At 62.6% G+C, this 21,662-nt stretch carries 12 protein-coding genes; 2 read left to right on the forward strand and 10 right to left on the reverse strand.

Going from position 1 to position 21,662, the window contains the following annotated elements; genetic code table 11:
* Nucleotides 1–104: 104 nt before the first annotated feature.
* The 3 genes from AC5ZG5_RS16700 to AC5ZG5_RS16710 form a co-directional block, all read right to left on the reverse strand.
* Nucleotides 105–992 (reverse strand): ABC transporter permease, encoded by an 888-nt coding sequence (locus AC5ZG5_RS16700; protein WP_208828209.1) that lies wholly within the window; start codon nucleotides 990–992, stop codon nucleotides 105–107.
* Between the two features lie 4 nt (nucleotides 993–996).
* Complete coding sequence (locus AC5ZG5_RS16705; RefSeq protein WP_028167796.1) at nucleotides 997–1,950, reverse strand: ABC transporter permease; 954 nt, start codon at nucleotides 1,948–1,950, stop codon at nucleotides 997–999.
* Nucleotides 1,951–2,138: 188 nt separating this feature from the next.
* Nucleotides 2,139–3,770, reverse strand: a complete 1,632-nt coding sequence (locus AC5ZG5_RS16710; protein ID WP_456642935.1) for an ABC transporter substrate-binding protein — start codon at nucleotides 3,768–3,770, stop codon at nucleotides 2,139–2,141.
* Between the two features lie 235 nt (nucleotides 3,771–4,005).
* Between AC5ZG5_RS16710 and AC5ZG5_RS16715 the strand changes: the two genes are divergently transcribed.
* Nucleotides 4,006–5,613 carry an ABC transporter substrate-binding protein gene (locus AC5ZG5_RS16715; RefSeq protein WP_456642870.1) on the forward strand — a complete coding sequence of 536 codons (1,608 nt, stop codon included), beginning with the start codon at nucleotides 4,006–4,008 and terminating at the stop codon, nucleotides 5,611–5,613.
* A 218-nt stretch (nucleotides 5,614–5,831) separates the two neighbouring features.
* On the opposite strand, the gene AC5ZG5_RS16720 is transcribed toward AC5ZG5_RS16715, so the two are convergent.
* Both AC5ZG5_RS16720 and AC5ZG5_RS16725 read right to left on the reverse strand, forming a co-directional pair.
* The gene (locus AC5ZG5_RS16720) at nucleotides 5,832–8,060 is read right to left on the reverse strand and encodes a CHASE2 domain-containing protein (protein ID WP_456642869.1); all 2,229 of its coding nucleotides are present in this window, start codon (nucleotides 8,058–8,060) and stop codon (nucleotides 5,832–5,834) included.
* Nucleotides 8,061–8,146: 86 nt separating this feature from the next.
* Nucleotides 8,147–14,077 (reverse strand): cadherin-like domain-containing protein, encoded by a 5,931-nt coding sequence (locus tag AC5ZG5_RS16725; protein WP_456642868.1) that lies wholly within the window; start codon nucleotides 14,075–14,077, stop codon nucleotides 8,147–8,149.
* Nucleotides 14,078–14,754: 677 nt separating this feature from the next.
* Between AC5ZG5_RS16725 and AC5ZG5_RS16730 the strand changes: the two genes are divergently transcribed.
* The gene (locus AC5ZG5_RS16730) at nucleotides 14,755–15,501 is read left to right on the forward strand and encodes a transglutaminase-like cysteine peptidase (protein ID WP_456642867.1); all 747 of its coding nucleotides are present in this window, start codon (nucleotides 14,755–14,757) and stop codon (nucleotides 15,499–15,501) included.
* Nucleotides 15,502–15,597: 96 nt separating this feature from the next.
* Here AC5ZG5_RS16730 and AC5ZG5_RS16735 read toward each other — a convergent pair whose 3' ends face one another.
* From AC5ZG5_RS16735 to AC5ZG5_RS16755, 5 genes are all read right to left on the reverse strand, one after another.
* Nucleotides 15,598–16,797, reverse strand: coding sequence for an ABC transporter substrate-binding protein (locus AC5ZG5_RS16735; protein WP_456642866.1), 1,200 nt, complete (start codon nucleotides 16,795–16,797; stop codon nucleotides 15,598–15,600).
* 231 nt (nucleotides 16,798–17,028) lie between these two features.
* Nucleotides 17,029–18,867, reverse strand: coding sequence for an AMP-dependent synthetase/ligase (locus tag AC5ZG5_RS16740; protein ID WP_456642865.1), 1,839 nt, complete (start codon nucleotides 18,865–18,867; stop codon nucleotides 17,029–17,031).
* Between the two features lie 90 nt (nucleotides 18,868–18,957).
* Entirely contained in the window at nucleotides 18,958–19,746 is a 789-nt protein-coding gene (locus tag AC5ZG5_RS16745; protein WP_456642864.1) for an ABC transporter ATP-binding protein, read from the reverse strand.
* A 4-nt stretch (nucleotides 19,747–19,750) separates the two neighbouring features.
* A complete protein-coding gene (locus tag AC5ZG5_RS16750; protein WP_028167787.1) occupies nucleotides 19,751–20,509 on the reverse strand; it encodes an ABC transporter ATP-binding protein in 759 nt (252 codons plus the stop codon).
* Complete coding sequence (locus AC5ZG5_RS16755; protein WP_456642863.1) at nucleotides 20,506–21,657, reverse strand: branched-chain amino acid ABC transporter permease; 1,152 nt, start codon at nucleotides 21,655–21,657, stop codon at nucleotides 20,506–20,508. Before AC5ZG5_RS16755 ends, AC5ZG5_RS16750 begins: the two co-directional genes overlap by 4 nt.
* Nucleotides 21,658–21,662 lie beyond the last annotated feature (5 nt).

Genomic DNA, 21,662 nt, shown 5'->3' on the forward strand with positions numbered 1-21,662 from the left:
GAGCGTAACCCCTCACCCGGATCGCATCTCGCGATGCGATCCGACCTCTCCCTTTGGGAGAGGTGGGGACCGCTACGGAGATAGCTGTAGTCGATCTCATCGCTTTAGTTCCTGATGTCCATGGCGCTGCGCATGCCGTCGCTCAGCAGGTTGAAGCAGATCGAGACGGCGAAGATCATCACGCCCGGCAGCGCCGCGACCCACGGATTGACGTAGATCGCGGTGCGCAGCGTGTTCAGCATCAGGCCCCATTCCGGCTCCGGCGGCTTGGTGCCGAGGCCAAGGAACGACAAGCCTGCGGCGAGGATCATCGATACCGAGATCAGGCCGGTGGCGTAGACGAAGATCGGGCCCAGCACGTTGCCGAGCATGTGCACGCGCATGATGGTGAGCGGACCGGCACCGGAGGCGCGCGCGGCCTCGACGAAATCCATGTTGCGCACGCCGGTGGTGACGCTTTCGGCAACGCGGGTGATCTGCGGCACGAACACGACGGTGAGCGACACGATGGAGTTGACGATGCCGGCGCCGAGCGCGCCGGAGATCGCGATCGCCAGCAGCACCGAGGGGAAGGCGTAGAACACGTCGATGGTGCGCATGATCGCGGTATTGAGCTTGCCGCCGACGTAACCCGCGACCAGCCCGAGGCCGGTGCCGATCACGAAGGCCAAGATCACCGGCAGGATGCCGATGATCAGCGACAAACGCCCGCCATAGACGAGGCGTGACAGCATATCGCGGCCGAGCTCGTCGGTGCCGAGCAGATAGCCTGGCGTACCGATATGGCGCAGGCGGCGGATCATCGAGCCCTGGTAGGGATCGGCGAGCCCGAGCCATGGCGCGAACAGTGCCGCTGCAAAGATCAGGATCAGAATGAGCGCGCAGGCCATGCTGACCTTGTCGCGCATGATGCGGCGGCCGACGGTGGCCCAATAGCCGCGCGCCTTCGTCGCGGGGGCTGCTTGCAGTGCGAGATCGGTGATCGTGCTCATCGCGCTAGCCTCGCTTGATCCGCGGGTCGATCGCGGCCTGCGCGATGTCGACCAGGAGGTTGAGCAGCACGAAGAACAGCGCCAGCACCAGGATCGTGCCCTGCAGCAGCGGCAGATCGCGCTGGAAGATCGCGGAGTTGAGCAGCAGTCCCGAGCCCGGCCAGGAGAACACGGTCTCGATCAGGATCGAGCCCCCGAGCATGTAGCCGAGTTGCAATCCCATCACCGCGAGCGCGGTGGGGGCCGCGTTCTTGATGACGTGGCGGAACACGTTGGTCTCGCGCAGGCCCTTGGCGCGCAAGGCCTCGACGAAATCCTGCGACAGGATATCACCGGTCAGCGCGCGCACCGTGCGGGTGACGATGCCCATCGGGATCACCGAGCTCGTGACCGCAGGCAGGATCAGGTAGCGCAAATGATCCCAGTCCCACGCCCACGCACCGGAGCCGCCAGGACCAGCGCCGACCGCGGGCAGCCAGTTGAGCTGCACCGAGAAGATGATCACCAGCACCATGCCGAGCCAGTAATGCGGCACCGAGACGCCGGCGATCGCAAACGACGTCGCGAGCTTGTCGATCCAGCTATCGCGGAAATAGCCGGCGATCAGCCCGAACAGCAGCCCGAGCGTGAAGCCGATCATCGCCGCAAAAATCGCGAGCGTCACGGTATTGCCGACGGCGCGCATCACTTCCGACAGCACGGGCCGGCCGGTCGCGATGGAACTGCCGAGATCACCGTGCACAGCGCGCCATAGCCACAGCCCGAACTGCACCGGCAACGGACGGTCGAAGCCATAGGCGGTGCGCAATTGCTGCGCCAGCTCCTGCGAGGCGTCGGCCGGCAGCACCGCGACCAGGGGATCGCCGGGCGTGATGTGCACGAGCAGGAAACACACCAGCGCGACGCTGATGACGATCGGGATCACATAGACGATGCGTCTGGCGATATAGGTAAACACGGGCGTTACTCTGATTTGTGCGTGTGTCTCTCATCCGTCATGGCCGGGCTTGTCCCGGCCATCCACGCCTATCCACTTGCCCCAGTCATTCCGGGGCGCCCGCAGGGCGAACCCGGAATGACAAAGCAAGAAGGGCGTGGATGCCCGGGTCAAGCCCGGGCATGACGAAGGATAGAGCAGCGCAGGCCTCACTGCGTCATCGAGACCGGCGAGAAATCGACGAACCAGCTCTTCGGCTGCACGAAACCCTTGACCTTCGGGCTCATCGCGCGCGGCGCGACGTCGTGGGCGACGTAAAGGAACGCCGCGTCATCGACGGAGGCCGCATGCAGCTCGGCAAGCGCCGCATCGCGCGCGGCGGGATCGAAGCTCTGGCGCGCCTTGGTCACGAGTTCATCGAACTTGGGGTTATTGATATAGCCCCAATTGTTCGACACCGGCGGCGCCATCGACGATTGCAGGAATCGCACCAGCGCGAAGAACGGGTCCATCGCCGCATAGGTGACGTTGGTGGCGTTGGAGCCATTGGCGGTCGGGTCCTTGGCACCGCGCCGCCAATTGGTGAACAGCGTGTTCCATTCGATCACGTCGAGCTGTACGTCGAAATAGCATTCGGCGAGCGCCTGCTGCAGGTATTCGTTCATCGGCAATGGCAGCATCTGGCCAGAACCTGAAGCAGAGGTCTGGATCTTCACCGTCAGCTTCTTGTTCGGACCGTAGCCTGCTTCCTGCATCAGCTTCTGCGCGGCAGGCTTGTCATACTTGATCTGGAAGGTCGGATTGCCGCGCCAGGGATGGCCCGGCTCGAAGGTGCCGGTCGCAGGCACCATCAACCCGGCGAGCAGGCCGTCGCGCAGACCTTCACGATCGACACAGAGATTGGCGGCCTTGCGGACGCGAATGTCGTTCCACGGCGAGCCCTCGATGCGGGAGAACTGCCAGGGCCAGACATGCGGCTCTTCATTGCTGTAGAGCACGAAGCCGCGCTGCTTGATCTCGGGCAACGCATCCGGCGCCGGCGCCTCGACCCAGTCGACCTGGCCGGAGAGCAGCGCCGCAGTGCGCGCATTGGCTTCCGGCATCGGCAGCAGCACCATCTTGTCGACCTTCGGAACGCGCGCCTTATCCCAATAGGCAGCGTTCTTGGCGAGTTCGAGCCGCTCGCGCGGCGTGAATTTCGTCATCTTCCACGGACCGGTGCCGGAGGCGTCCTTGGCGAACGCGGCCCAGGCGGCCTGCGATTTCGCCTTGGCATCGGCGCCTTCGGAAGTGTCATAGAACTTCTGCCACTTTGCCGGGCTCGCCATGAACAGGTTGGTCAGGTTGATCGGCAGAAAACTGTCCGGCTCCTTGGTGGTGAGTTCGACCGTCATGTCGTCGACCTTGCGGGCCGAGGCCAGCGTCGGCATGCGCGAAGCGGTGACGCCGACCTGGCTCGGATCGAACTGCGGTGCATCCTGCCTGAGCACCTTGTCGACATTCCAGACAACGGCATCGGCATTGAACGGCGAGCCGTCATGGAAGCTGACGCCGGGGCGCAGCTTGAAGATCCACTTCTTCTTGTCGGCATCGTCGACCTTCCACTCGGTCGCAAGGCCGGGGATGACGACGCTCGCCTTGTCTGATGACGACAAGTCCCACATCGTCAGCGCGTCGTACATCGTGAGCCCGGTGAAGCGGTTGCCTTCGAAGCCCTGGTCGGGCTGCCCGAGCGTGCGCGGAATATCGGCAGCGGTCATGCCGATGCGCAGCACCGTTTCGGCGCCGGCCGCGCGCGGCAGGCCCGCCAGCGCAATTGCCAGCGCCGCCGCCAGCATCATCGTCCTGGTATTCTCATTACGCATCGCAAGGTCCCTTCTTCAACTTCGGGTGATTAATTGTTGGGCAATCGTATGCAATGCCTGTGCCAAGGGGAATAGTTCTGCGGGAAATCGCCCCTGGATGCGTCGATTCTTCTCAGTCCATGCTGCGGGACGGAAAGATGTGCCTAATCTGGCATCAAGCTTGCTTGGTTGGCATCCGGTATTCGGAATACGTCAACGGAGCTTCAGTAACATGCGCACCCGATATTCGATTCTCCTAGCCGCTTTGGCGCTTGCCATCGGCGCAGGCTGGAGCGCCAAGCCGGCGCGAGCCGAATCCGTGGTGCGCTACGGAATCTCGATGGCGGATATCCCGCTCACGACCGGCCAGCCCGATCGCGGCGCCGGTGCCTATCAATTCACCGCCTATACGATCTACGATCCACTCGTCGCCTGGGAGATGGATGTCGCCGACCGGCCGGGAAAGCTGGTGCCGGGCCTCGCCACGGAATGGAAAGTCGACGACAAGGACAAGACCAAGTGGCGCTTCACGCTGCGCAAAGGCGTCAAGTTCCATGACGGCAGCGAGTTCAACGCCGACGCCGTGATCTGGAATCTCGACAAGGTGCTGAACGACAAGGCACCGCAGTTCGACAAGCGGCAGAGCGCGCAGGTCAAGACCCGCCTGCCGTCGGTCGCGAGCTATGCCAAGATCGACGATTTCACCGTGGAGATCACGACCAAGACGGTCGACTCCTTCTTCCCTTACCAGATGCTCTGGTTCCTGGTCTCGAGCCCCGCGCAATATGAAAAGCTCGGCAAGGACTGGGACAAGTTCGCCAGCCAGCCCTCCGGCACCGGCCCGTTCAAATTGACCAAGCTTGTGCCGCGTGAACTCGCCGAGCTCACCAAGAACGACGACTACTGGAACAAGAAGCGCATTCCGAAGGTCGACAAGATGGTGCTGATCCCGATGCCGGAGGCATTGACGCGCACCAACGCGCTGCTCGCAGGGCAGGTCGACCTGATCGAGACGCCGGCACCGGACGCCGTGCCGCAGCTCAAGGCTGCCGGCATGAAGATCGTCGACAACGTTACGCCGCATGTCTGGAACTATCATCTGAGCGTGCTGCCCGGCTCGCCCTGGACCGACATCCGCCTGCGCAAGGCACTCAACCTCGCGATCGATCGCGACGCGGTCGTCGGACTGATGAACGGATTGGCAAAACCCGCCAAGGGCCAGGTGGACCCGTCGAGCCCATGGTTCGGCAAGCCGACCTTCGACATCAAATATGATCTCGCCGCCGCCAAGAAGCTGGTGCAGGAAGCCGGCTACTCCAAGGAGAAGCCGCTGAAGACGACCTTCATCATCGCCCAGGGCGGCACCGGACAGATGCTGTCGCTGCCGATGAACGAATTCCTGCAGCAGAGCTTCAAGGAGATCGGCATCGACGTCGACTTCAAGGTGGTCGAACTCGAGACTCTCTATACACATTGGCGCAAGGGCGCGGCCGACGAGATGAACGCCGGCATCACCGCCAACAACATCGCCTATGTGACCTCGGACCCGCTCTACGCGATCGTCCGCTTCTTCCATTCCGGCCAGATCGCGCCTGTCGGCGTCAACTGGGGCGGCTACAAGAACCCGAAGGTCGATGCGCTGATCGACGAGGCCAAGCAGACCTTCGACACCACCAAGCAGGACGAACTATTGGCGCAGGCGCATGCGCTGATCGTCGACGATGCGGTGCTCGTGTGGGTGGTGCACGACACCAACCCGCATGCGCTGTCGCCCAAGGTCAAGACGTTTGTGCAGGCGCAGCACTGGTTCCAGGACCTGACGCAGATCGGGTTGGAGTGAGTCTGCCGTAGATAGCGTTGTCATTCCGGGGCGCGCCTCTCGGCGCGAACCCGGAATCCATCGGACCGCAGGCGATGGCGGAAAAATGGATTCCGGGTTCGATGCTTCGCATCGCCCCGGAATGACGACGCGGAGTCGCAGGGTGGGCAAAGCGCAGCGTGCCCACCATTTCTTGCGGTGTCCGTGATGGTGGGCACGCTTCGCTTTGCCCACCCGCGCTACTTCGTCAAGAGCGCAAACGCGCCGTTCCAATCTTCCGGGGGCGGGTTCTCGAGAAAATGGCGGATGCGGGCTTCGTAGAGATTGTACAGACGCTCCAGCGCATGGCCCTCGTCGGTCTTGCGGCCGCGCTCGATCGCGGCGAGCGCGCCTTGCCAGTCGCGGCCGCGGTAGCAGGCCAGCATCTCGATCGTGAGATTGCGCAGGCGCTGGAAGCGGCCGGACTGCGCGATGTCATCGCGGCCGGCAATCGCATAGATCACCTCCGGCTCCTTCTTGCCCTTGACCATGATGAAGTCGAGTTCGAGGATCGCGAACTTCTCCTTCGCGGCGAGTGCAGTCTGCGACCCCACGATGATGGGAAAACCGTATTCCTTGGACTGTCCCTCCAAGCGCGAAGCGAGATTGACGCTGTCGCCGAGCACCGAATAGTCGAAGCGCAGATCGGAGCCCATATTGCCGACCACGCAGACGCCGGTGTTGAGGCCGATGCCGACATTGAGCGGGATGTAGACGTGGCCGCCGGCGTCGGCCTCCTGCTTGCGCAGCCTGTTGAGCTCATCGATGCGCTCGAGCATGTCGATCGCGGCCTCACAGGCGTTGATCTCGTGCTCCTTGTCGTCAAGCGGCGCGTTCCAGAACGCCATGATCGCATCGCCCATATATTTGTCGATCGTTCCCTTGCGGGCGAGGATCGCATTGGTGAGCGGCGTCAGGAAGCGGTTCATCAGGGCGGTCAGTCCCTGCGGATCGTGCTTGTAGGATTCCGAGATCGTGGTGAAACCGCGGACGTCGGAGAACATGATGGTCATTTCGCGCTCCTCGCCGCCGAGCACGAGTTTCTCCGGCGATTGCGCGAGCTGTTCGACCAGCGCAGGCGACATGTACTGGGCGAACGCGCCGCGGATCTGCTTCCGCTGCTGCTGCTCGCGGACGAAGCTGGAGAAGATCAGCGTGAGATAGATCGCCGTGGTCGACATCAAGGGATAGGTGAAATCGATCAGCAGGCGGTGCTGCGTGTAGAAATACCAGGAGGTGCCTATCAGCGCGGTCGCGAACACCGCACCTAAGCCGACCAGCGTGATCGGCCCGAACAGCGGGGCGAATGCAATCACGAGCAGGCCGAACACCAGCGCGGTCGCGAACTCGAACGCGATGCCGTAGTTCGGCTGCGACACGCTGGCTCCGCTTAGCGCGCTCTCCAGCACCTGAGCATGAATCTCGACGCCAGGCATCGCGGGCGTGACCGGCGTGGTCTTGATATCGTTCAGCCCGACCGACGAGGTGCCGATCAGGACCAGCTTGCCCTGGATCCTCTCCGCCGGCACCCGCCCGTGCAGCACGTCGACCGCCGAGACGTAGATCGAGGGGTCAGCCTGGGCGAAATGCACCCAGAGCTGGCCGTTATGGTCGGTCGGAATCCGCAAGCCGCGGAGCGAGAGGCTCTTGATTCCGGCCTCGTCGGTATCGACCAGCACGGTGCCGGAGCCGGTCGCGACCCGCAGCACCTCGAAACTCAGTGACGGCATGGTCGCGCCTTGCGCCAGCATGATCATCGGCACGCGGCGGACGATGCCGTCGCGCTCGGGCCTGATCGTGAACAGGCCGCGGCCGGCGGCGGCCCCTTCCAGCACGGGGACGTTGCGCAGCAGGCCGGGGAAATCGAACATGAACGGCTGCGGCTCCTCGCCCTTCATGGCGAGCGGCGTCAGCGGCAGCGACTTGTCGAATTCGGCGACCACGAACGGCAGGCCGGAGGCGCCCAGCACCACCCGCGACTTGCCCATCGCCTCCGCCAGGATCTGGTCGTTGCTTGGCAGCGCCCGCAGCTTCGCTCTGGTCTCCTCGTCGAGATTGCGGATCGTGTCGGCGGCGGCATCCGGATTGAGCCGATCAGGCTCGGAGAACACGATGTCGAAGGCGACCACGACCGCGCCAAGCTTGGTCAGGTTGGTGACGAGATCGGCGATCAGCGTGCGCGGCCAGGGAAACTGGCCGAGCTCGGACAGGCTCTGTTCGTCGATATCGACGACGGTGACCGGCCTGATCGTCTTGACCCGGGGCTCGACGACCTGGAAACCGTCAAACGTCCTGACCCGAAGTTCCTCGATCGGCGGGGGATCGAGCACCCTGAGCGCGGCAAAGCCGATCAACAGCGCAACGCAGGCGAGCCGCGCGTAGCCGAAGCGCCGCTTGAACCACCTTCGCAATGCCTTCAGCCGCCTCATACCGTCTCGATATCACGCCCGCGTCGATTGATCACGCCGGGAGTTCTCCACGGGTGCGGTGCACCCAGGCGTGCGGGCCGGTTCGGTCAGACGCTGCCCGGCGGAAGGATGAAGTCGTTGGCGTGCAGTTGGGCCAGCGCGACGTTCTTCAGCAGGATGGTGTTGTGATCGTTGCCGTCGAGGTCGATCTGCACGTCATGGCCGTTCGGCGCGGCCGCGACGTGATCCTGGAACCAGGCGTTAAAGCTCTCCTGAGAGTTCGGATCGAAGGCGACATAGTCCAGCTCGATCTTGTCCTGGCCCGGCGTGAAATCGCCGATCGTGGCGTGGCCCATGGCATTCTGCTTGAAGACGAAAGTGTCGTTGCCGCTACCACCGAACAGCGTGTCGTTGCCGCCACCACCGGAGAGGATGTTGTTGTGGCCGTCGCCGATCAGCGTGTCGTCGAAAGCGGTGCCGCGCAGGTTCTCGATCGAGGAGAAGATGTCGCCTTCGGCCGCGGTGCCGGAGGTCGCACCGGTGAGCAGGTTGACGCTGACGGGACCGCTTGCGTGCGAGTAGTCCACGGTGTCGCTGCCTGGATCGGTCGGGCCGAGCGGACCGCCGAGGCCGTTGAAGACATCGGGATGATCGCTGGCCATGAACACATCGGCACCGACGCTGCCGACATAATTGAAAGCGACAGCGCCGAAGACGTTGCCGACCGTGCCTGTTCCGGCAGACGGGCCGGCGCCGGACGGAGCGCCTTCTCCGGTGGGATTGACGACGGCCTGGACGTTGATGTTCCAGCCATGGGTGCTGACCAACAGGTGCTCCGGCGTGGCCTGGCCCGGGTCTGTTGTGCGGAAAATATCGATTTCGTTGATGATGTTGGAGAAGGAGTTCGTCTGCGGATCGTAGCTGTAACCGCTTCCGACCATCTCGAATGCGATGCCTTTGTCGAAGTTGACGACGAAGGCATGAATGCCGTCAGTGCTAGCGAACTGGCTCGCCGCCAGATCGTCGTAGAACGAGCTGAAGTCGTAACCGCTGGGCGTGTGCACGGTGACCGCAACCGGCGTCACCACCTGATCGGAATCGACGTGATCGACGACCACGGCCTGGGTCTGCGCCGGCGTGGTTGCAGAGGTGTGGCTGCCATGAACGACGCTGGTGGCCGTCACGGTCAGCGAGAATCTTCCGCAATAGTCCAGCGGCGTGGTGAGGGTCAGGTTGCCGCCGAGGTCGGCGGCGTCGATCCGCCACGTATCGTCGACGGCGTTGTAGACGCCGTGATTGAAGATCGATCCGACCGGCGCGCCCGATATCGTGACATAGGTCTCGTCGGGATGGGTGTCGCCGGCAATGGAAACGGCGATCGGGACAATGATCGGCGTGTGCTCCGGTCCCTCGACCTGATCGAACGTGCCGTTCGCGCCGACCGTCAGCATCGGGGCGACCGCGGACTCGTAGTCCAGCGTCAAGTACGCCGTCGAGCTCGCGCTCAGAGAGCCATCGGAAGCGGTGTAGGTGAAGCTGACCGGGCCGGCATAACCCGGGGCCGGCGTGTAGGTCCACGTGCCGTTGTGATTGTCGACGAGACTGCCGCCGCCGCTCGCAATACTGAGGGCGGTGATCGAGAGCGACTGGCTGTCGACATCGCTGACGCCGGCCAGAAGATCGGAGGCATCGACGACGTAGGATGCGTCTTCGGTGCCGCTCACCAATGTCACCGGCGTTGCGACCGGAGCATCATCGGTGCCGCTGATCGTCCACGACACCGAGGCCGGCGTGGTGGCGTGGCCGTCGGACACGCCATAGTTGACGGTCACCGTTGCATGCTCACCTTGAGCCAGATGCTGGTAGGCGGCAACGCTCGGATCGAGCGTGAAGGAATGCGTGGCCGCATTGTAGCACACGCCCGCCGGCAACTGCGTCGGAACGTTCACAACCGTGAGCGTATCCTGGTCGGCATCGGATGCGTTGGCGAGCGCGTCCAGAGTGCTGGGGCTGCCATCTTCCGTCGCCGAACCGGTGACAGCGCCGGAGACGACCGGCGCGTGGTTGCCGATCTCGTTCAGCGTGACGGATACGGTTTGGGTGAGCGTGCCGCCGTGGCCGTCGCTGATCACGACGTTGAAGGTCTCGACCTTGCTGTGATTAGGCAGGCCGTCGAGCGCCTCGCGCACGGCCGCGGGATCGGCGCTGTAGGTCCAGACCAATTGGCCGCCGACACCTCCGATGTCGGACTGCTTGACCAGCGTCAGCGTTCCCAGCGCAGTGCCGCTGCCGGTATAGCTGCTGGTGGCGGTATGGACGTCGTTGAGGTCAGGATCGGCGAAATTGATCGTGCCGGTCGCGGTGAGACCCACCTCGCCGTTGTGCACCTCGAACTGATCGACGCCGTCGATGCCGGTATTGCCGTCGGTAGTCGGAAGGGTGAGCAGCGCGTCCTGGTTTCCGGATTGCGGCAGCTCGTAATAATGCTTGCCGTCGCCGGCCGAATAACCGGCGCGCGCCGGGGTGCCGCCAAGGCCGTCGGAACCGCCGCTGGCGTCACCCGTGGTCCAATCGATATCGCCGTAGCGATACTGGATATCGAAATTGCCGTTGCCTTGGCTGATCAGAACGAGCTGGAACGAATTCAGCTTGTTCGTTCTCTGATCGAAATAGCCGACATCATCCCAGGTGATGGTCATGACGCCGTCAGTCGCGTCGAGATCGTAATAGACGCTGCCATGGCCGCGGGTATCGACGTCGGCCCAGAACACCGCAATGATCGGATTGTTCAGGCCCGCGTCGATCATGCTGGGCGTATAGGCGTCGGTCGGCGAGCGGAAGGTGATGTTGCCGTTATTGTTGATGTAGAGCGAGGTGTAGTGATGGCCGAAGAAATTGATGCCTTGCTCGCCGAACACCGTGGTGATGTCGATCGCGCCGGAGGAATTGTCATCGCCGGGGTCGAGCGCGACCTCGCCATAACCATGCGCTCCACCCTGCGCTCCGGGAAGGTCCTTGATCAGGCCCGACCCCAGAAGTTTCGCGGCAACCTCCGGGCTGACATGGTCATACCCGCCGTTTGAGACGGTCACGTTGATCACGCCGCTCGTCACCGTTCCGGCCGCCAACGTCGGCGCATCGTTGACATTGGTGAAGGCAATGCTGGCCGCCTTCACATTGGAGAGCAGTTCTCCGTCGCTGGCCTGGATCGAGAAGGTCGGCGCGGCTTCGCAGCCGTCGTGAACGAACTGGACGTGGCCAGCAGCGAGGTCGGCAGAGGTGAAGCTGGCGGTATCGATCCAGCCTTCGCCACCCCACACCTGGAATTTGCCATGCGTGACATTGGTGACCGTGAAGGTGAAGCTGGAATCGTCGAGGTCGGTGACGTTGATGTTCGCCGGCGTCAGCACCACGACGCCGCCCTCGGACACCGCGAGCGTGGCGTCGTGAACGACCGGAGGTGTGTCCGCCACCGGGATGGTCGGCGGAACGGCATTGTGGACCCCGATCGTGATCGGGATGGTCGTCGTGCCGCCATTATAGGTGAGCTTGATCAGGAATTGCTGTGTCGCCGTGTCGCCATAGACCAGCGAGGCGAAATCCGATTTGTTCTCGGCGAACGTCCAGTTCACGAAATTGCCGTCGGCGCTGAAGCTCGCGTGCAGCAGACCGGTCGGATTGCCCGCCGTGTCGGTGACGGAGAGCGAGACGTCGTTGATTCCCCCGGTGATGCCGACTTTTCCGCTTGTCGTCAGGACCGACCCCGAGTTGGCGGTCTGCTCGACGATCGCGTTGCGGCCCGAACTCGGATCGACCACGAAAATATCGCCGCCAGGCCCGTCCGCGGTGGAAAGATTCGACGCGTTACTGCCGAAGGCGATGAACAGGCCGCCGGCGCTGATGGTTGCGCCGAGGTTGGAGGCGGCGTTACCCGACGCTCCATCGGCCGCGGTCGAAACCAGCACGATCTTCGGATGGGCGGGATCGGTGAGATTGACCACATAGGTATCGGCAACCGAATTGTGGTCGTTCGACGTCAGCGCGGCGTCGCTCGCGAAGATGATGAAATGGCCGTCGGGGCTGATGACGGGGTTGTAGCTGCTGCCGCCCGGGTTCGAAGTCTGGAAGACGATCTGGTGGGTCTGCAGGTCGTAGAGGTAGATTTCCGAGTGCCCGTTCGCATCGGCGCTTTGATAGACGACATAGCGGCCGTCGGCACTGAGCGAGGCGGCGCTCGTGCCGACCCCATGCGCGGTGTCCGCGATCGCGCTGATGACACCGGTCGACCGGTCGTAGACATAGAGGTGGCCCGAGCCGCCTCCGGGATCGGCACCCCAGAACGCAACCACATGGCCGTCGGCGCTGATCGCCGGCTTCAGCAGAGATCCGCCGGCGCCGGCATCGGCGGGCGTGATCGTGGTGAGGACGTGTCCCTGCCGATCGTAGACGATGATATTGCCGCCGTTCTCGACCGCGATCCTGCTGCCGTCGCCGCTGACCGCAGGCGAGGTGCCCACGCCGATCTGTATCGTCGTGTGGTACTGCGCCGAAGACGGATCGTTGTTGTAGAGGAAGATGACGCCGCCGGAGCTTTGGTAGACGACGGAGTGACCATCCGAGCTGATGGTCGGCGAACCATAGACGCCCCCGGGAGGCGAGATCACGATGGTGACGCCGGTCGCACGGTCGAACAGATAGATGACGCCGTCAGGGTCATAAGTGACGAACTGCCCGTCGGCGCTCATCACCGGCCCGAAGTGATCGCCAGTGCTGGTGGTGGAGATCCTGGTGACCGTTGGCGGATTGACGACGAACGGGATCGACGGCTGCGGACCGGTGGGCTGATTATTCTGATGCCCCGGGAAGCCCTGATCAAACAACCCCTGATTTGACGTACCGCCGACGCCGGTTCCGTTGTCCGTACCCATCAGGACGGAAAAGGTCTGGCTGTTGCCAGTGTTACCGGTGCTGGTGACGTGAGTGTTGAGCGCCGAGCGGAATTCGGTTGCCGGCGAATTGGGCGAGGTCGAGCTGCCAAGGTGCGCAAATTTCGTCTGCGGATTGGCGTTATTCTCGGTGTGCTGCGGCAGGTTCGGGTCGATCGCCTTCTGGATCTCGTAGGTATTGAGCACCGCCTGGAAGGTCGCGAATTCCTGCGCGATCTCCGCCAGCGTCTTGGCGCTTTCCCGCGCGATCAGCTCGAAAGCCGCAGTCGGCGTTAGCGTCAGGATGCTGCCATTGCTGGTCACCGTGCCGATCAGAACGCCGCGCGTGTTGAAGACCTGGACAGCATGGACCTGGTTGTCCTGCTGATCGACGACGGAGATCTTCACCGTGCCGTCGACCGAGGAGATGTCGAGGATGACAGCGGTGCCGCGGATGCCCATGGTCGCGATCGGGGTCGCGACTTTCATGTCGCCGCTCCTGGCGACCTGGCCGGCGACGAAGCTGGCGGCGCCCTGCACCAGCGTGATCAGCGAGGAGTTCGAATTGCTGCTGGCGTCATAGGTGAGCTCGTTCAGCATCAACCGCGCGTTGGCGTTGAGGTTGAACGTGGTGCCGTCCTTCAGGACGAGGCCGAGCGTAGAGTCGCTGCCGGTCTGCACCACGTCGCTCTGATAGACCGCTTCGCCATTATGCAGCTCGACGGTGACGCCGCTGCGCACCACGCTGGCACTGCCGGTCATGTTGGCGATATGGCCGACCAGCTCTGCCGCCGGCGGCGCTCCCGCCTGCGCGTAAACCGTGTGCCCGGTCAGCGCGTCGACGACCTTCGGATCCAGCGATGCGCCCTCGGGGGAAACCAGCATCGGGTGCTTGTCGCCGTGGAAGTAGTTCGGCACCACGACGCGATGCAGCTCGTCGGTGATGACGAGATCGTTGCCGGATTTGTGGAAGTTGCCGGAGAACAGAAGATGCGCGTCAGGAACAGTAAAGCTGTCCGCGTGGCCAGCGCGGAACGAAAATGAATCAAGATCGATATGCGCGTTGGAAAGAAACCCCAGCCCACTCGACGCAACTGTGTCGTCGTACTTCAATGCCCCCACCAGAAATAGTTAATAAAAATGTAAATTTCCTTAGCCAAACCTACACATACCATTAGGAGAAACCACGCGAAAGCTCGCACACCGAGCGCGAGACCCATTGGCAGCGAACTCGGGAAGTCTTCGTCCAGCGTGGCACGAAGCAGATTTGATCCGGCGCGCGTTGTTGCCTGAAGATCGCATGGAGCCCCATTTAACTTTCATAAAATTGAAGTTAATTCAATTACTTATTTCGAAGGAAGGATATTTCCGACTGCTGGCCATCCGCCCAACCTGAGCAACGTACACCGGCGTTCGGGCGCCCAATGTGATGTAGATTACGGATCAAGGGAAAAGCTGCCCCGTTAGTCATATGTTCAGAAAGACCGGCCGCCTGATGCGTCCGACGACTTTAGATGCTGTTGCGCCAGCCCCGCCTGCGGACGCGCGCTTATTAAGCCAACATCAAGGATAAGACATCGTTACCCCCGAAAAGGTTCGACCGCGGGGGTTGGCAAGATCGATAAAATTTTCGACGGTTTGGCGAGACCGGCTTCAGCGTTTTCCGCATTTCTCCCGCTCGTCCGCATCTCCTTAAACAGATCGCAAGCGCTCTCGCACGATCCTCTTCCCACGAAACGATCTGGTCACGCGCTGGCGAAACGCCGCCGAGGCCCGGACAGGGGTGTCAGATGGGAATGTTCGGTTACGCGGGTGCGCTGCGCGCGCTCATGTTCGCCTTTGCTCTGCTTTGGCTTGCACCGGTGGCAGAGGTCAGCGCGGGGACGCTGCTGTCGCCGGGGGGCGCGGTCCTGATCAAGAAATCGATCGAGCCGTTCGGGCGCGCGACAGCCATCCTCTCGGAAGGCGGATTGCGCGACAAATGGCTCAGCCTGCAGCGCCGGCTCGCCGATGATCTGGTGCAGCTTGCGCTGTGCGAGGGCGACCGCGAGAGCTGCGTCTCGCCGGCCGCGCTGAAATTCCTGGCCGTCATCGACGGCGCGAAGGCCACAGAGGGCCGCGCCCGGCTCGGTGAAGTCAACCGCGCCGTCAATCTCGCGATCAGGCCCGCGGACGATCTCGTGCAATATGGCGCGATCGACGTCTGGGCTTCGCCGCTGATGACCTTTGCGAACGGCGCCGGCGATTGCGAGGACTATGCCATCGCCAAATTCGTCGCGCTGCGTCTGGCCGGCATGGCGCCGGAGGACCTGCGAATCGTCATCATGCATGACACGCTCCGCGGCGAGGATCATGCCGTGGCCGCAGCCCGGCTCGATGGCCAGTGGCTGACGCTGGACAACCGCCGCATGATGATGGTGGCCGATACCGACGTCAGGAACTACCGGCCGACTTTCGTGGTCGATGAGGTCGGTGCCCGGCGATATGCAGACATGCCGCTGGTGGCCGAGGCTGCGTTGCGTTATCCCGCGGACTAACCAACCGTCATTGCGAGGAGCGGAGCGACGAAGCAATCCATCTCTCCGCTCGTGGCAGCATGGATTGCTTCGCTCCGCTCGCAATGACAGCGATACTCAGAACGACAGGCTGTCCTTCGTCAGCACCCAGCGGCCGTTCTTGATCTGCTGCACCTGCGTGATGGTGTTGGCGAGGTGGTCGTTCCTGGAGAATTTGGTCGGCGGCGAATTGAAGATGTCGAGAAATTTTTCGCCCGATTCAAGCGAATCCAGCATCTTCTGGCCGGTCAGATCCTTGCCCGCCTTTTGCGCATAGAAGGCGAACGTCATCACCGCGTTGTAGCCGATGATCGCCTGCGTGTTGGCGTCGGTGCCGAACATCTTCTTGTAGTTGACGAGCCAGTCCTTCACCTTGCCCTTGGCGGTGTCCTCATAGGGAATCTCGAACCCGGACGCCGCATAGAGGCCCTCCACCGCTTCCTTGCCAAGCGCCGGCACTTCGAGCACGTTGGTCGGCGTCGCCCCGAGGAAGGTCACTTCCCAGCCGAGCTTCCTGGCTTCGTTCATCGCGCCGATAGTCTCGCGGATTACGGTGCCGAGCACGACAAGGTCGCAGCCATCAGCCTTCATCTTGGCGACCTGGGCGCTGAAGTCGGAGGCGCCGCGCTTGTAGCTTGTGATCGAGGCCGGCTGCAGCTTCATTGCCGCGAGTTGCTGGGTGAAGCCGTCGAGCACGTTTTTGCCGTACTCGTCATCCTGATGCATGATGCAGGGCTTCTTCGGGTCCTTCTGCTCCACCATATATTTGAGCGCGGCGCGCGTGCTCTCCACATAGGGCAGCAGGTTGTTGAACTTCAGCCGCTCCTGTGGCTTGCTCGGATCGAACTTGAAGGTGAATTCGGCCGCCGTCAGCGGGAAGAGCTGGAGCACCCCGGCGTCGAACAGCACGTCCTGCGCGGCCAAGACGGTCGGTGAGCCCATCGGGCCGATCATCGCGAAGATCTTGTCGCGTTCGACCATCTTCTGCGAGGCCAGCACCGCCTTCTTCGGATCGTAGCCATTGTCCTCAAGGATCATCTTGATCTTGCGGCCATTGATGCCGCCGCTCGCGTTGATCTCCTCTACCGCCATCTTCATGCCGTTGGAGACCGGAACGCCCCAGACCTTAATCGGACCGGACAGGTCCTGATGGGTGCCGATGACGATCTCGTTCGCCGAGATGCCTTCATTGGTGACCTTGGTTTGCGCTGACGCCGGCAGGTGGGTCAGCGCCAGCGCACCCACCGCAAGGCCCAATGCCTTGAACGCTTTCGACATAATGATCCTCCTCTCCGTGGCCCATATCGAGCGAAGGATCGGGCCTGTTTTGGCTCCCTCGCCTTTTCTTCACCTCACCCCGCTTGCGGGGAGAGGTCGAAATTCTAGCGCAGCTTGAATTTCGGGTGAGGGCGAGCTTCTGCGAATCCGTCTGTCTCCGTCTTCGCGGATAGAGCCCCTCACCCCAACCCTCTCCCCGTAAGAACGGGGAGAGGGAGTAATAAGCCGTGCCTATGCGACCGCGCGCTCGCCGTACATCGCCTCGATCTCGGCGGCATAGCGTTTGTTCACGAAGCTGCGCTTCAGCTTCATTGTCGGCGTCAATTCCTCATCCTCGGGCGTGAGCTGGCGCTCGATCAGATAGAATTTCTTGATGGTCTCCACGCGGGCGAAATTGGCATTCACGGCCTCGATCTCGCGGTGGATCAGGTCCTGAATCTCCCGCGCGCGGCATAGGCTCGCGTAATTGGTGAAGGGGATGTCGTGATCCTGGGCGTATTTCTCGACATTCTCCTGGTCGATCATCACGAGGCAGGTGAGGTAGGGCCGCTTGTCGCCGATCACCACCGCGTCCGAGACATAGGGCGAGAATTTGAGCTGGTTTTCGATTTCCGACGGCGTGACGTTCTTGCCGCCGGAGGTGATGATGATGTCCTTCATCCGGTCGATGATCTTGACGTAGCCTTCGTTGTCGATCGTGCCGAGATCGCCGGTATGCAGCCAGCCCCTGACGTCGATAGTCTCGGCGGTCTTCTCGGGCTGGTTGAGATAACCCATGAACAGGAAGTCGCCGCGGATCAGGATCTCGCCCTTGGGGCAGGTCATCACCTCGCCCCAGGGCGCGGCCTTGCCGACTGAGCCGAGCTTGATGCGCTCGGTCGGCATGATGGTGGCAACGCCGCAATTCTCGGTCTGGCCATAGACCTCGCGCATGTCGATGCCGAGCGCGAGATACCAGCGGATCAGGTCGGGCGCGATCGGCGCGGCGCCGGTGAGCGCTATCCGGCAGCGGTCGAGCCCGAGCATGCGGCGGATGTTGCGGAACACCAGCCAATAGGCCAGTCGGTTGGCAAAGCGTAGCGGCAGCGGCGGCTCTTCGCCTTCGAGCCGATAATCGGTCATGCAATAGCCGACTGCCATCGCGCGGCGGTAGACCCAGTTCTGTAACGGGGTCGCATCCTTCAGCGCGATGGTAATGCCGGAGTACATTTTCTCCCACACCCTGGGCACGGCGAGGAAGGCGGTCGGTTGCACTTCGCGCAGATTGTCCGGCACGGTTTCGGGGCTTTCGGCGAAATTCATCACCGATCCGAGCGCGACCGAGACGTAGTAGCCGCCGACGCGCTCGGCGACGTGACACAGCGGCAGGAACACCAGCCGCTCCTCGTGATCGGTCGACGGGTAGAGGTCATTGGCGTGGCGCATCTGATGCGTCACGCTGCGGTTGGCGTGCATCGCGCCCTTCGGCGGGCCTGTGGTGCCGGAGGTGTAGACGAGGATCGCAAGATCTCCGCTGGTCCGGCTTCCGATCATCTCGTCCCACAGCGCCTCATTGTCCTGCGCATGATTGCGGCCAAGCGCGGCGAATTCGGCAAGCGACATCACCATGGGATCGGAGAAGCCGCTCAGGCCTTCCATGTCGAAGACGACGATTCGCTCCAGTGTCAGGCAGCGCGAGCGGCAGGCGAGCAGCTTGTCGAGTTGCTCCTCGTCTTCCGCGAAGACCACGCGGGTGCGGGAATCATTGATGAGATATTCGACCTGGACCGGCGAGTCCGTCGGATAAATGCCGGACGAGACGCCGCCGGCGCAGAGGATGCCCATATCGGCATAGACCCATTCCGGCACTGCGTTCGCGATGATCGAGGCGACATCGCCGGGGCGGAAGCCGATGGCATGCAAGCCGTAGGCGATGTCCTTGGAGATCTGCAGCCACTCGCGCCAGCTTGTCGGCTGCCAGATGCCGAATTTCTTCTCGCGGATCGCGGGCCTGTCGCCTCGCGTCTCCACCGCCAGCAGAAAACTCCTCGCGATCGTGTCGGCGACCGTCAGCACCGCCGGTCCGGCCATGCCCGTTCCCTCCTCTCCTCGCCTGTCGCGACCGCCGGCTTTTGCGCCGATCTTTCCGCGACAGGCCTTCAATTTACCGCCAAGTCCCTCTCAACGCCATGTTTTCTTCTTTTTCCAGCGTCGCTCCCCCCGCGCACCCGCCTCCTTGGCGCCGAGATAGAACTCCTGGATATCCTTTGAATGCATCAACCGCTCGCAGGTATCGTTCATCACGATGCGGCCGATCTCCAGCACATAGCCGTAGTGCGCCGTCTCCAGCGCGACCTTGGCGTTCTGTTCGACCAGGAGGATCGACATGCCCTGCTCTTCGTTGACCCGCCGGATGATGGTGAAGATCTCCTTCACCAGGATCGGCGACAGCCCGAGCGATGGCTCATCGAGCAGCAGCAGCGTCGGCCGGTTCATCAATGCCCGCCCGATCGCAAGCATCTGCTGCTCGCCGCCAGAGAGCTGGCCAGCCGGCTGATCAATGCGCTCTTTCAGCCGCGGGAAATAGCTGTAGACGCGCTCCAGATCGTCGGCGACGCCGTCGCGATCCGTGCGCGGATAGGCGCCCATCATCAGGTTCTCGCGCACCGACAGGAACGGAAACACCTCCCGCCCTTCCGGCACGTGGCTCAAACCCAGCCGCACGATCTTGTCGGCCTCCATGCGCTGGATCGGCCTCCCCAAGAATTCGATCGAGCCCTTCTGCGGATCGAGGATGCCGGAAATCGTCTTCAGCACCGTGGTCTTGCCGGCACCATTCGCCCCTAGCAGCGTGACGATCCTGCCGCGGGGCACTTCCAGGCTGATGCCGCGGATGGCCATGATCGGCCCGTAATAGCTCTCGATATTGCTGAGCTTCAGGATGGTCTCGGGCGTGACGGCGGCGATCATGGCGTCATGCTCCGAGATAGGCCGCGACGACGTCGGGATGCTGCTGCACGTCCGCAGGCGAACCCATCGCCAGCACCCGGCCGTAGTTCAGCGCGATGACGCGATCGGAGACACGGTTCACCAATGTCATGTCGTGCTCGACCATCAGCACGGTGATGCCGAGTTCGGATCTCATGTCGCGGATCCAGAACGACATGTCGTCGGTTTCCTCCACGTTCAGTCCCGACGATGGCTCGTCCAGCAGGATCAGCTTCGGCTCCGAACACAGCGCGCGAGCGAGTTCGATCACCTTGCGCACGCCGTACGGCAATCCGGAGATCAGCTTGTCGCGATAGGGCTCGAGATCGAGGAATTCGATCACCTGTTCGACGCGGCGGCGATGCACCTTCTCGCTGGCGCGCACGCTCGGCAGGAACAATAGCTCCTGCCAGAGCTGCGTGGTGGAGTGGCGATGACGGCCGACCAGCAGATTGGAAAGCACCGTCGCATTCTCGAACAGTTCGATGTTCTGGAAGGTGCGGGCGATGCCGAGCTTGGCGATGTCGTAGGCCGGCTGCTCGGTGATGTCCTGATCCTCGAAGAAGATCTTTCCCGAGGTCGGCGGATAGATGCGCGAGATCAGGTTGAAGATCGAGCTTTTTCCTGCGCCGTTCGGCCCGATGATCGAGAGTATCTCGCCCTTCTCGACAGCGAAGCTCACGGCATCGACCGCCTTGAGGCCGCCGAAGTGAAGCGAGAGATTCTCGGCGCGGAAATAGCTCATCGGTTCCGCTCCGACTTCACATAGATCTTCTGCCGCTTGAAGGTGGCGCGCTTGTAGAGCGGGAAGAGCTGGAAGAAGAGCTTGATCTTGAGCCAACGGCCGTAAAGACCGAGCGGTTCGAACAGCACGAACAGCACGATGATGATGCCGTAGATCGCGCCCTTCAGGCCATTGGCGGAGGCAAACGCGGCGACTGAGTTCTGGATATGCGCGGCGCGCTCCTGGCCGGCGCCAAGCGTCGCAGCAAGGCCTGCGATCACGCCGGGCATGTCGTCTTTCAGATAGGTCAGGAACGGATCGATCATGACAAGGAAGATCGCGCCCAGCACCGCGCCGTGCAGGCTGAAGGTGCCGCCGATCAGAATCACGATGATGAACTCGATCGAGAGCTGCAGCGTGAACATCTCCGGGCTGATGAACGAGAGCTTGTGCGCGAACAGCACGCCGGCAAAGCCGGTGATGGCGGCGCTGATGGCAAAAGACTTCACCTTGTAGAGCGAGACGTTGATGCCCATGCTGCGCGCCGCCGTCTCGCTGTCGCGGATCGCGACGAAGGCACGGCCGGTCGGCGAGCGCAAAAGGTTCAGCGAGCCGACGATAGTTAGCACCAGCACCGCAAGGCAGAGATAATAGAAGGTCGGCCCGTCGCGCGGCACTGCGGCGCCCAAGAAATAGAGTGTCTTGACCCGCATGCCCTCATTGCCATGGGTCACGCTCTCCCAGCGCGCCAGGATCTCCTCGACGATGAAGGCAAAGGAGATGGTCGCAATGACGAGATAGATGCCCTGCAGCCGCAGCGCCGGAAATCCGACGAGCGCGCCGACCACGCCGGTGAGCAGCCCGGCGGCCAGGAAATAGACCGTAAAGGGCACGTTGTACTGCTGCAGATAGGCAGCGGTGTAGGCGCCGATCGCGAGAAACGCCGCGTGCCCAAGCGAGGCTTGCCCGGTGAAGCCGGTCAGGATCAACAGCCCCACGCCGACGGTCGCATAAATGCAGACGAAGACGAGCTGGCTCATCAGATAGCTCGAGAGCACGTGCGGCGCGATCAAGAGCAACGCCAGCAACAGGCCATAGGAGAAGATGTAACCCGAATGCGGGAACAGTTTGATGTCGTCTTCGTAGTCGGTCTTGAACAGGAACCGCATGCTGC

Source organism: Bradyrhizobium sp. Ses1, assembly GCF_059512365.1.

Coding starts and splice junctions, on each gene's coding strand:
- AC5ZG5_RS16720 (WP_456642869.1), bottom strand. CDS start 8,060: ATGAGGCGGCTGAAGGCATTGCGAAGGTGGTTCAAGCGGCGCTTCGGC.
- AC5ZG5_RS16730 (WP_456642867.1), top strand. CDS start 14,755: ATGGGAATGTTCGGTTACGCGGGTGCGCTGCGCGCGCTCATGTTCGCC.
- AC5ZG5_RS16740 (WP_456642865.1), bottom strand. CDS start 18,867: ATGGCCGGACCGGCGGTGCTGACGGTCGCCGACACGATCGCGAGGAGT.
- AC5ZG5_RS16710 (WP_456642935.1), bottom strand. CDS start 3,770: ATGATGCTGGCGGCGGCGCTGGCAATTGCGCTGGCGGGCCTGCCGCGC.
- AC5ZG5_RS16750 (WP_028167787.1), bottom strand. CDS start 20,509: ATGAGCTATTTCCGCGCCGAGAATCTCTCGCTTCACTTCGGCGGCCTC.
- AC5ZG5_RS16735 (WP_456642866.1), bottom strand. CDS start 16,797: ATGTCGAAAGCGTTCAAGGCATTGGGCCTTGCGGTGGGTGCGCTGGCG.
- AC5ZG5_RS16755 (WP_456642863.1), bottom strand. CDS start 21,657: ATGCGGTTCCTGTTCAAGACCGACTACGAAGACGACATCAAACTGTTC.
- AC5ZG5_RS16715 (WP_456642870.1), top strand. CDS start 4,006: ATGCGCACCCGATATTCGATTCTCCTAGCCGCTTTGGCGCTTGCCATC.
- AC5ZG5_RS16745 (WP_456642864.1), bottom strand. CDS start 19,746: ATGATCGCCGCCGTCACGCCCGAGACCATCCTGAAGCTCAGCAATATC.
- AC5ZG5_RS16700 (WP_208828209.1), bottom strand. CDS start 992: ATGAGCACGATCACCGATCTCGCACTGCAAGCAGCCCCCGCGACGAAG.